Origin of the sequence: Klebsiella sp. Q2, assembly GCF_009900705.1 — a bacterium.
Lineage (GTDB): Bacteria > Pseudomonadota > Gammaproteobacteria > Enterobacterales > Enterobacteriaceae > Klebsiella > Klebsiella quasipneumoniae.
Genome location: NZ_JAAABE010000002.1, coordinates 678852 through 689884, shown reverse-complemented (window position 1 = coordinate 689884; position 11033 = coordinate 678852). Strand labels below are relative to the sequence as shown.

Annotated in this window: 12 protein-coding genes and 1 pseudogene; 3 read left to right on the top strand and 10 right to left on the bottom strand. The window is 60.5% G+C overall.

The features are described from left to right. Positions 1 to 7 precede the first annotated feature (7 nt). Both GT756_RS11060 and GT756_RS11055 read left to right on the top strand, forming a co-directional pair. On the top strand, positions 8 to 1459 hold the full coding sequence (locus GT756_RS11060; RefSeq protein WP_160124781.1) for a tagaturonate reductase: 1452 nt from the start codon (positions 8 to 10) through the stop codon (positions 1457 to 1459). A gap of 253 nt (positions 1460 to 1712) precedes the next feature. Continuing rightward, positions 1713 to 2145, top strand: a pseudogene (locus GT756_RS11055) (N-acetyltransferase family protein). A gap of 209 nt (positions 2146 to 2354) precedes the next feature. Here GT756_RS11055 and GT756_RS11045 read toward each other — a convergent pair. From GT756_RS11045 to GT756_RS11015, 7 genes are all read right to left on the bottom strand, one after another. After that, positions 2355 to 2735 carry a tautomerase family protein gene (locus tag GT756_RS11045; protein WP_004205951.1) on the bottom strand — a complete coding sequence of 127 codons (381 nt, stop codon included), beginning with the start codon at positions 2733 to 2735 and terminating at the stop codon, positions 2355 to 2357. After that, complete coding sequence (locus GT756_RS11040) at positions 2726 to 3046, bottom strand: carboxymuconolactone decarboxylase family protein (protein ID WP_004205948.1); 321 nt, start codon at positions 3044 to 3046, stop codon at positions 2726 to 2728. Before GT756_RS11040 ends, GT756_RS11045 begins: the two co-directional genes overlap by 10 nt. Positions 3047 to 3207: 161 nt before the next feature. Then, positions 3208 to 3969 (bottom strand): trans-aconitate 2-methyltransferase, encoded by a 762-nt coding sequence (tam, locus tag GT756_RS11035; RefSeq protein ID WP_043519544.1) that lies wholly within the window; start codon positions 3967 to 3969, stop codon positions 3208 to 3210. A 203-nt stretch (positions 3970 to 4172) separates the two neighbouring features. Continuing rightward, positions 4173 to 4463 carry a hypothetical protein gene (locus tag GT756_RS11030; RefSeq protein ID WP_004205945.1) on the bottom strand — a complete coding sequence of 97 codons (291 nt, stop codon included), beginning with the start codon at positions 4461 to 4463 and terminating at the stop codon, positions 4173 to 4175. A 229-nt stretch (positions 4464 to 4692) separates the two neighbouring features. Continuing rightward, on the bottom strand, positions 4693 to 5880 hold the full coding sequence (locus tag GT756_RS11025; protein WP_080840954.1) for an MFS transporter: 1188 nt from the start codon (positions 5878 to 5880) through the stop codon (positions 4693 to 4695). Positions 5881 to 6035: 155 nt separating this feature from the next. Next, a complete protein-coding gene (locus tag GT756_RS11020; RefSeq protein WP_043519546.1) occupies positions 6036 to 6458 on the bottom strand; it encodes a VOC family protein in 423 nt (140 codons plus the stop codon). 303 nt (positions 6459 to 6761) lie between these two features. Then, positions 6762 to 7607, bottom strand: a complete 846-nt coding sequence (locus tag GT756_RS11015) for a LysR substrate-binding domain-containing protein (RefSeq protein WP_017900370.1) — start codon at positions 7605 to 7607, stop codon at positions 6762 to 6764. An 89-nt stretch (positions 7608 to 7696) separates the two neighbouring features. Between GT756_RS11015 and GT756_RS11010 the strand changes: the two genes are divergently transcribed. After that, complete coding sequence (locus tag GT756_RS11010; protein ID WP_043519548.1) at positions 7697 to 8755, top strand: nitronate monooxygenase family protein; 1059 nt, start codon at positions 7697 to 7699, stop codon at positions 8753 to 8755. Positions 8756 to 8765: 10 nt separating this feature from the next. Here GT756_RS11010 and GT756_RS11005 read toward each other — a convergent pair whose 3' ends face one another. Genes GT756_RS11005 through GT756_RS10995 form a run of 3 tightly spaced genes read right to left on the bottom strand, consistent with a single transcriptional unit; the run spans position 8766 to position 11016 of the window. Further along, positions 8766 to 9425 (bottom strand): methionine ABC transporter permease, encoded by a 660-nt coding sequence (locus GT756_RS11005; RefSeq protein WP_174562436.1) that lies wholly within the window; start codon positions 9423 to 9425, stop codon positions 8766 to 8768. After that, on the bottom strand, positions 9422 to 10213 hold the full coding sequence (locus GT756_RS11000; RefSeq protein ID WP_160124779.1) for a methionine ABC transporter ATP-binding protein: 792 nt from the start codon (positions 10211 to 10213) through the stop codon (positions 9422 to 9424). Before GT756_RS11000 ends, GT756_RS11005 begins: the two co-directional genes overlap by 4 nt. After that, entirely contained in the window at positions 10210 to 11016 is an 807-nt protein-coding gene (locus GT756_RS10995; RefSeq protein ID WP_004205939.1) for a MetQ/NlpA family ABC transporter substrate-binding protein, read from the bottom strand. Before GT756_RS10995 ends, GT756_RS11000 begins: the two co-directional genes overlap by 4 nt. Between the last annotated feature and the right edge of the window lie 17 nt (positions 11017 to 11033).

Here is an 11033-nt window from a genome sequence, read left to right as displayed (position 1 = left end):
ACCCATTGTGAAAACATTAAACCGTCGTGATTTCCCCGGCGCGCAGTACCCTGACCGTATCGTCCAGTTTGGTGAAGGCAACTTCCTGCGCGCATTCGTTGACTGGCAGATCGACCTGCTCAACGAGCATACCGACCTGAATGCGGGCATCGTGGTCGTTCGCCCCATTGACACGGATTTTCCACCGTCTCTGAACACCCAGGACGGCCTCTATACCACCATTATCCGTGGTCTCAACGAGCAGGGCGAAGCGGTTAGCAACGCGCGGTTGATCCGATCGGTCAACCGCGAAATCAGCGCTTACGCTGACTACGACGCTTTTTTACGTCTGGCGCATAACCCGGAGATACGGTTTGTCTTCTCCAATACCACCGAGGCAGGCATCAGCTACCATGCCGGGGACCGGTTTGACGACGCGCCGCCGGTCAGCTATCCGGCGAAACTAACCCGCCTGCTATTTGAGCGTTACCAGCATTTCGCCGGCGCAGCCGATAAGGGATGGGTGATTATCCCCTGCGAACTGATCGATTATAACGGTGAGGCGCTGCAGGCCCTGGTCCTGCGCTATGCCGCCGAGTGGCAGCTGCCGCAGGACTTTATCAACTGGCTCACCTCGGCGAACACCTTCTGTTCCACCCTGGTGGATCGCATTGTGACCGGCTATCCGCGCGATGAAGTGGCGGCTCTGGAGGCGCAAACCGGCTATCAAGACGCTTTCCTCGATACCGCCGAGCACTTCTATCTGTTTGTTATCCAGGGGCCCGCTTCGCTGGCCAGCGAGCTGCGTCTCGATAAGCTGCCGCTGAATGTGCGTATCGTCGACGATATCAAGCCCTATAAAGAGCGCAAAGTGGCGATCCTTAACGGGGCGCACACCGCCCTGGTGCCGGTGGCCTTCCAGGCTGGAATCGACACCGTCGGCGAAGCGATGAACGACGCGGAGATTTGCGCGTTTGTCGAAAAAGCCATTTATGACGAGATTATTCCGGTGCTGGACCTGCCGCGCGATGAGCTGGTGTCATTCGCCAGCGCCGTGACCGGGCGCTTCCGCAATCCCTATATCAAACATCAGCTGCTCTCGATCGCCCTCAACGGCATGACCAAGTACCGCACCCGTATTCTGCCGCAGCTGCTGGCAGGGCAGAAGGCGCATGGCACGCTGCCGCCGCGCCTGACCTTCGCGCTGGCGGCGCTGATTGCCTTCTACCGAGGAGAGCGGGAGGGGACAAGCTATCCGGTACAGGATGATGCTGACTGGCTGACGCGCTACCAGACGCTCTGGGCCCGCCATCGCGACGGTCAGATAAGCACCCGCGAGCTGGTTTCCGCTGTGCTCAGCGTGGAGTCCCACTGGGAGCAGGATCTAAGCCAGATCCCCGGACTGGTGGATCAGGTCGCCGCTGACCTTGACGCTATTCTGACCCGCGGAATGCGCGACGCTGTCAGGCCGCTCTGCTGATAGCGGAGTCTCTTCACCCGGCTGCGGCCGGGTTTATTGGCACTCAAATTAGTTACAACATACTTTTTTATTGTCCCGATAGAGCCGGTCAGCAGCCCCGCTGCAATAGGCTTTTTAGTGCCAAATCGCCCTGCGCAGGCGGGAATTATGGTTAAGCCGCTTGAACAAATATCTGCGCAGGAAAATAATGGCCTTAATACCTGGTTCCTGCCAATGTTCGCAGGCTAATTCATTCATCTGTAAGGAAACTCGCATGGTCATCGATATCCGGGAAGTACGGCCGCATGACAAAGCCGAATGGCTTCAGCTCTGGGAAGGCTATACCCACTTCTACGGCAGTCCGGACCGAATGCACCTGGCAGCGGATGCTGGACGTGAACTCACCCGTGCTGGGCAGGGTCGCAGTGGTGAATGATACGGTGGTGGGATTCGCTATCTGCATTCTGCACGAAGGCACCTGGGTCACCACGCCAATCTGCTATCTGGAGGATCTGTTCGTCGATCCAGCCTTCCGCGGACAAGGCATTGCCAGAACGCTGATCAAGTCGCTGCAAACCGAAGGGGCTGATCAAGGCTGGTCACGTCTGTACTGGCATACTCGCCGTGATAATCCCGCCCGCCACCTGTATGATGAATTCACCCCAGCTGACGATTATGTACGCTACAGGATCACCCTTGACTCCTGAAGCGATAAGATGCTGTTAAGCTTTTCCCGCTATAACAGGGGAAACAGGCTCAGGAGAAGCAACGATGGAAAAACGTCTCGAAACAGTGGTCAATCTGATAATGTTTCTTTCGCTATTGGCGACGGCCTGGGATCTGTCACTGGTGCATCATCTCGCCTGGTAGCAACTAAATAGCCTGAATCGCGGCGCCCCTGCAGGCGCCGCCTGACTTATTCACCCGCCATTTTGCCGGCGCTAAAACTCCAGTCCTCCAGCTGGTTAAACTGGATCACCACCATCACGTCCTGCGGGCTGACCGCCATCTCATCGGCTAACCGCGCGCAGAGCCGACGATAGAGACCCTGTTTCTGCGCCCGGCGGCGCGGTTTTCCGGCGAAAATATGAAACAGCACGAAGCGGTCGCTGCGACCGCCGCTAAGATAATGCGGGTCGTAAATGCGCTGCCCGTCGGCGGTCTGCTCGATAAACTGAAATTTGTCCGCCGGCGGCACGGCAAACTCCGCCACCAGACACTCATGGAATAGCGCCGACAGCTGAGCAAACTCCGCGGGACGCCATGCCGTACCAAGCGAAATACGGGTCAGAGGCATGGCGCCTCCTGCGCGTTCAGGCAGGTCAGGGCGCTGGCCGCCGCCGGCCAGCCGGCGTAGAACGCCAGGTGGGTAAATAATTCGACAATTTCCTCCTGGCTCAGGCCATTTCGATAGCCGTAGGCGATATGCCAGGGCAGTTGCTCGGTTTTGCCCAGCGCCGTCAGGGCGGAGAGGGTGATTAAGCTGCGTTCCCGGGGCGACAGCTCGCTGCGCGCCCAGATATCGCCAAACAGCACCGTTTCGGTCAGTTCTGCCAGTTTTGGCGCAATGGCAGCCAGCGTGTGGCGATCGACAGGGGTGGTATCCATGGTGACTCCCGTTACAGGTTGAAGTGGTCGTCACTGTCGCACGCTGAGGAATGTGTTGAATATCGCAATGTTCAGGATAATTGATCCTGAAAAACAGGAATGTTTGCTGGCTCGACTTGCTTATGTATTGGTTATGTTTTACGCCACGCTCAAGGCAACCCTCAGGCGGCTATTTTTCGCGCCACGATAAACAGACGTGGGAAGCGTAGAAGCACCATTCCGTTACACTGTAACGGATAGTGGTCGGCCAACGATGCCAAATAGCGGGTCAGAAAGGCGCTTTTGGCCTGCTCATCGAGGTCCGTCAGATAAGGTCGCAATCCGGTGCCCTGCAGCCAGTCGACTATCGCCTGATGAGAAGCGAGCGGATGAAAATAGGTGGTGCGCCAGATATCAACTTCACAGCCCTGTCGGGTGAGCAGATCGTACCAGGCGTCCGGCGGAAGCAAGGGCTGGCGGCCGCGGTCCGGCATTCCCAGCTCGCCGGCGACCTGACGCATCAGAGTATGGGAGGGCTCCTGCCAGTTATCCGGCATCTGCACCGCCAGCGTACCGTTATCCGCCAGCTGATTCACCAGATGCGGAAACAGCGTCTCATGATCCGCCAGCCACTGCAGCGAGGCGTTGGCATAGATCACGTCTGGCGGTTGCGCAGGCCGCCAGCTGGCGATATCGGCCTCGATGAACTCACAGTCGGGTAAGGCCCGCGCCGCCTGGTCCAGCATGGCCGGGGAGTTATCGATACCGACGATCGCCGCCAGCGGCCAGGCGGCACGCAGCAGGCGGGTACTGTTGCCCGGCCCACAGCCGAGGTCAACGACGCTCTCAACCTGCAGGTGAGCGATACGGGAAAGCAGGTCAGCCGCCGGGCGGGTGCGCTCAGCGTCAAACTGCAGATACAGCGAAGGATTCCAGTCAGCCATCGGGCGTTGTCCTGTGTGAGGGAGACAGGGCAAAGCATAGAACGCCCAGGGCCGCCTGTCAGGGGGTAATGATCCCCTGCAGCATCTGGCAGCGTGACACTGTCACAGATAAAATGGCATCAGCAGGCTATCGCGTGCGGTATGGGCACATTGTGAGGGGAAGCGGATTGGTCAGCATCTGCGCCCGCAGCGGGCGCAGTGGCTTATTCGGCGTTCTTCAGCGCTTCGGCGCGGCTGGCGGTGGCGTAAACAAAATCCAGCATCGGCTCGAGATCGGTATCGTAGCCGGCCTGAATAATCTTCCCGCGCAGCCATTCGATTTCACTGGTGATATCGGGATGGAAAATGTTGTTATCCTGCGCCCGGCGCAGCCATTTCAGCAGAAAGTTGTTCTTTCCTCGGATACCGCCCGACTTTTTCGACTTTCCGTGCATCTTCAGCGCGACCAGGACGCAGTAATAGAAATGAACGCGCTGATTAAAACTTTGGTGCATGTCTGTGTTTCCCGCCAGAATCAGGAATTCACCGTGTGGGTCAGTGATTCGGATTGGACTACGGCGGCGGGCTGGATCGTTGCGCGATCTCTGTTGTTTTCCGCCACCGTCCTTGCATCTGTCGCCAGACGCTGAGGGGGATGTTGGCACGGAAGCCGAATCGTCGTCAATTGCCGATTCGTTTTTTGCCGGTGTCGGCAGCCCGCGGCGATCCGCGAGCCGGGCCTGGCTACGTCCTGACCGCTGCCCGCTGTTGCAGATGTACGCGTAAAATCAGCAGGAAAGCGAACACGACGACGATCGCCGCCAGCAGATACAGGGTGGCGAGATCGTAGTAGCCGGCGACCCAGCCGGCCAGCGGCCCGGTCAGCCCCAGCGCGAGGTCAAGGAACGCCGAGTAGGTGCCGAGGGCGGTCCCCTGGTTTTGCTCTTCCACCTGTTTTACCGCCTCAACCCCCAACGCCGGGAAGACCAGCGAAAAACCCGAGCCGGTGAGGAAGGCGCCGATGCCCGCCACCCAGGCTGACGGCGCCAGCCAGATAAGCAGCAGGCCGAGACATTCGATGACGAAGCAGGCCAGGGAGACCGGGACTCCGCCGTAGCGGGTGATGGTATTCCCCAGCACCAGGCGAACACAGATAAAACCGACGCTGAACAGCGAGAGGGTAAACGCGGCGCCCTGCCAGCTGTGCGCGGCGAAGTAGAGGGTGATAAAGGTGGCGAGAACGCCGAAACCGACGGTGCCAAAGGCCAGCCCCAGGCCATAAGGCCAGATTTTGCGCACTACCGCGTGGAAGGGCGCTCTGACACCGGCGGTCACGCTGACGTCTTGCCGCGTGCGGGCGAACAGCAGGCCGATGGCGGCGACCATCACCACCACCGTGGCAAAGCCGCTGATGCCGAAATAGTGGTTAAGAGTGACCCCCAGCGGCGCGCCCACCGCCATCGCCACATAGGTCGCCACGCCGTTCCACGAGATCACCCGTGATGTATGGATCGCGCCGACGGTTTTGATCCCCCAGAGGGTGGCTCCGGTGGCGGTAAAGCTCTCGCCGACGCCAAGAAATACCCGGCCCGCCAACAGCGCGGCAATCGCCAGCATGGGCATCGTCTGCAACATTACCGCCAGCAGCGTGAAGGCGCCGCTAAGCAGACAGCAGACGATCCCGAGGCTAACCACTCTTTTCGGGCCCCAGATATCGGTATAGCGCCCGGCGTGCGGCCGGCTTATTAGCGTGGAGATGTACTGCAGACTGATCACTATACCGGCGACAAAGGTGCTGTAGCCCAGCTGATAGTGAATATAACCCGGTAGAACGGCCAGTGGCAGACCAATGGAGAGATAGCAGATACAGGTAAAAACAACGATCGAAATGATGCGCAAATTAAGCTGCGTGGTGCTGACGGAAGTGCTCATAGGGATAAAGGGTTAATACATAGGGATGTTTAGCATAGCGCGCCGCGAGAAGGCTGGCGAGTCGCGAAGGCGTTTTATCGGTAACCGACGGGAACGTTGTCTGTCCGAAGGTAAATAATTGCTTTTGCAGCGGTTGACGCCAGCCCCGATCATCGTCAGCTCGCCGCCACATGCGACTCATCGCCCACCACGCCCCAGGCGCGGTTTTGCAGCACGGTGCGATAGCCGTCGCGGTCGACGAAAGTGACACCGTTGACCTCCCAGTAGGGGTTGAACGCCGTGACGCGCAGAAACCCGGCGGCGTCCATGGCGCTGCATTGTGCCTCCCAGGCCTGACGCTGCGGATAGTACAGCACCAGCAGATCTTCATCTCCTGGCGAGGGAGTGACGGGATGGTGGCGGCAATGGGTGAATTCCAGATGCCAGCCGGCATCCGCCAAACCGATCATTATCCCGCTGAATCCTTCATGATCGGTAAAGCTTCCAAGTTCCTGCAGCCCCAGCCCGGCGCAATACATGCTGGCGCTGGTCTCCAGTTCGCTGACCGGTCTGGCGATGCGCATGTGGCAGAACGACATAATGACTCCCATAAGGCGTAGGCCGGGTCAGGCGCAGCCGCCACCCGGCAAAAAAGCGGCGTCACAGCCGCGACCCGTCGCCCGGCGGCGCTGCGCTTGCGCGGGCCTACGGAGCGGGGGACCCATTTAGCCGGCTAAGCGCCGCCATGTAGGCCGGGTCAGGCGCAGCCGCGACCTGTGGCGAAAAGCGATTCTGTCGCTGTTGTCGCTCGGGTTGATACTGTAGCGGCAAAACGCCTCTGCGTTTGTCGGCAAGAGCTCTGGTTCGCCCCCTGCGCGTGTGTCACTGAATCCTCTTCTAGCTTAGCCGTTCGCAGCGCTTTGCAACAGGATGCGCCACTCGCTGAGGGCGGAGGTGCTGAACCCCTGACGCCAGATAAGCTGGGTGGTCGCCTCGCACAGCGGTTCGCTAAGACAGTTTTCGGGAAGCGTCATCAGCGACAGCACGCTCTGCGGCAGCAGGCAGACGTAGCGCCCGGAGGCCACGCAGGCCAGCATGCTGTGATAGGAGCTAACCTCATGCACCTCGACGGCCGCCTGTTGCTCCGCCAGCCAGCGCTCTCCCAACGCCCGATAGCTGCAGCCGCTGGTAAATGCCGCGAACCGCAGCGGGCCCGCGCCCTGCGGCCGGACCAGCATCAGGGTTTCCTGAAACACCGGGACAGATTCCAGCCCGGGCGGGCATGTCGGTTGGCCATCCGGCCCTGGCGGCAGGCAGACCAGCGCGGCATCGAGGGCGGCGGTGAATACCCCCTCGGCTAACTGGCGGGTCGGCCGGGTGCTGAGGGTGACATCCACCTGCGGGCATTGCTGTTGGAAGCGGGTAAGCAGCGGCGGCAGACGGCTGGCGGCGGTCGCCTCCATCGCGCCCAAACGCAGGCTGCCGCCGGGTGTGGTCGGATGCAGAGCCTGCTTTGCCTCCTCCGCCAGGCTCAGGATCCGCCGGGCATAGCTGAGGAACTGTACGCCTGCCGGCGACAGTACCATTTTTTTGTTGCCGCGGACGAAAAGTTCCACGGCAAGCTCCTCTTCCAGCTGCTGAATACGGGTGGTGATATTAGACTGGGCGCGGCCCAGCCGTTTTGCTGCCAGGGTGACGCTTTGCGTGTCGGCCACCTGGATAAAAATCTGCAGTGTGCTGTGGTTCATATTTTTATTCTCAATATGATAATGATGTTGATCTTATCATCTTTAAAAGAGATGGTAAGCATCCGGCATCACTCATCTACGAGGAACTCATGCAAAATTCACTGCTTTCGCTTCTTGATATTGACTACCCCCTGATCCAGGCCCCGATGGCGGGCGTCTCCACCCCCGCGCTGGCTGCTGCGGTGAGTAATGCCGGGGCGCTGGGTTCGCTGGGGCTGGGCGCTGCAACCGTTGCCCAGGCGGAAGCGATGATCGTCGCCACCCGCCAGCTGACGGACCGGCCGTTCAATGTCAATTTATTTTGCCATGCGCCGCCGCGGCGCGACGCCCCACGTGAAGCGGACTGGGCAGAGACGCTGCGCCCCCATTTTACCCGCTTTGGCAGTACGCCTCCGGCATCGCTTAGGGAGATATACCAGACGTTTATCGGCCACACCGCCATGCTGGAGCTGCTTCTCGACCACTCGCCGGCGGTGGTGAGCTTTCATTTCGGCCTTCCTGAAGGTGAGACGATCCAGCGTCTGCGACAGCAGGGGATTGTCACCCTGGCGACGGCAACCTCGCTCCAGGAGGCGCAGCTGATTGAACAGCAGGGGATCGACGTGGTGGTCGCTCAGGGCTATGAGGCGGGCGGGCACCGGGGGATCTTTGCTCCGCAGGAGCCTGACGCGCAGCTGAGCACCTTCACCCTGGTGCAACTTCTGCGGCGTCGACTAACCATCCCGGTAGTGGCCGCCGGGGGCATCATGGACGGAGCGGGGATCGCTAGCGTGATGCAGTTGGGGGCGCAGGGCGTACAGCTCGGTACGGCGTTTTTACTGTGTCCGGAATCGGCCGCCGACGCCGGCTATCGCGCGGCGATCCACAACAGCCTTGACGGGCGTACGGTGCTGACCTCCGCGATATCCGGGCGTCCGGCACGCTGTCTGGCTAATGCCTTCTGCGCGCTGGGGGAAGCCTGTCCGACGAGCGCCGTGCCGGATTATCCGTTGGCGTATGATATCGGCAAAGCGCTGGCCGCCGCCGCGAAAGCCCAGGGCGTCCATGAGTATGGCGCCCACTGGGCCGGGCAGGGGGTGGGGTTGATCCGCGAGTGTGACGCCGCCCGTCTGGTCCGCCAGTTGGCGGCAGAGAGCGGCTGGAACTAATGACTGACGGCTAACGGCGGTGGGCCAGGCTGCGCACCAGCCGATCGCCGGCCATCTGCACGCCCTGAACCATCGCCACCAGGATCAGCACTGTGCCAAACATCACCTCATTATTGAATCGCTGATAGCCGTAGCGGATGGCGAGGTCGCCGAGTCCGCCGCCGCCGATCACCCCGGCCATCGACGAAAAGCCAATCAGCATCACGATAGTCAGCGTGATCCCGGCCAGCAGCGTCGGCAGGGCTTCTGGCAGCAGGGATTTAAAAATCACGTGCCAGACGTTGCCGCCCATCGACAGAATGGCTTCGATTCTTCCGTAATCCACCTCGTCGAGCGCGTTTTCCGTCAGGCGGGCAAAGAACGGAAAGGCGCCGATGGTCACCGGCACGATGGCGGCGGTGCTGCCCAGCGTGGTGCCGACGATCAGCCGGGTAAAAGGGATCAGGGCGATCAGCAGCACGATAAACGGTAGCGACCTGCCGATGTTGATCACCGCGCCTAACAACGCGTTCAGTTTCGGCATCGGCGCCAGCCCGTTGGCGCGGGAAATAAATAACAACACACCGGTGGGCAGCCCCATCAGCACGGTAAACAGGGCCGCCAGGCCCACCATATAGAGCGTATCCAGCGTGCCGTCGAGTAATAACGGCCACAAATCTTCCCAGCTCATGCTACTCCGCATAATGGCCTCCCCTGAACGCCGTGACGGGTAAGAAAATCCTGTTCAGCCTGCGGGTCGTGCAGCAGCGACTGGCGCAGCCGCGACCATGGGGTCACCAGCAGGCCCGCGAGTTTGCCGCTCTCGACAATCTCGCCCTGTTCCAGCAGCGCCGCGTGGTCACAAATGGTTTTCACCACCTCCAGCTGGTGCGTTATCAGCACAATGGTCAGATTGAGCCGCTGGTTAATATCCGCCAGCAGAGCCAGCACCGAGGCGGTGGTCTCGGGATCCAGAGCGCTGGTCGCCTCGTCGCACAGCAGCACCTCCGGTCGGGCGGCCAGCGCCCGGGCGATGCCGACGCGCTGTTTTTGCCCGCCGGAAAGCTGCGACGGGAAAGCGGCGGCCTTTTCGCTGAGATCCACCAGCTCCAGCAGTTCGCGCACCCGCGCTTCGCGAGCGGCCCGCGGCACCCCGGCAATCTCCAGCGGCACCGCGATGTTATCGGCGACGGTGCGGGCATGCAGCAGATTGAAGTGCTGGAAAATCATCCCGGTGCGCAGGCGATAATCCCGCAGCGCCGCCTTGTTCAGCTGAGTAATATCCTGTCCGTTCACCAGAATGCGGCCCGAGGTGGGCCGCTCCAGCAAATTGAGACAGCGGATGAGCGTACTTTTGCCGGCGCCGCTGCGCCCGAGAATGCCGTATATCGCCCCTTTCGGGATCTGTAACGCGATATCGTTCAGCGCCGGTCGGCCGGTTCCGGCGTAGGTTTTGCTCAGCCCTTCGATGGTGATCATGACTGAGGGGCCACCGGGATCACCGAGCCGTTGTAGTTTTTACGGATAAACTCCGCCACCTGCGGCGAGGTCAGGTCTTTCGCCAGCGCCTTAATACGCGGGTCATTCGCCAGGGCCGGGGTGGTCACCAGGATATTGGCGTAGGGGTTATGCTCGGCGCTTTCCAGCCCCAGGGCATCTTTCGCTGGCACCAGACCGGCTTCCAGCGCGTAGTTACCGTTAATCACCGCCAGGTCGACATCGTCGAGGGAGCGCGGGATCTGCGGCGATTCAATCTCCAGGATCTTCAGGTGTTTCGGGTTCTCGACAATATCCTTCGGCGTCGCCAGGGTGGTGGCCGGGTCGGTAAATTTGGGGTCCAGCTTAATAAGCTTCTGCGCCTGCAGCAGGAACAGCGCCCGGCTCAGGTTGGTGGTGTTATTCGGTACCGCCACCGTGGCGTTTTCCGGCAGCGACGAGAAATCTTTATGCTTATGCGAGTAGATCCCCAGCGGCTCAATATGAACCGTGGCCGCGACGGCAAAGGTTTTACCCAGCGCTTTCTCCTGATCCTTCAGGTAGGGGACATGCTGGAAGTAGTTGGCATCCACATCGCCACTGGCCAGCAGTTCATTGGCGTTGACCCCGCTGGTCAGCTCCACCACCTTGAGATCGAGACTGGGATCGATTTTTTTGATGTAGTTGAGGATCTCCGCGTGGGGAACCGGGTCCGCGGCGACGCGCAGCGCGGCGGCCTGGGCAGACGTCCATGCCAGAGAAAGAGACAGTGCGACCCCTGCCAGTTTAAAAGCAGCATATTTCATGGTGTGTTCCTTTTTAG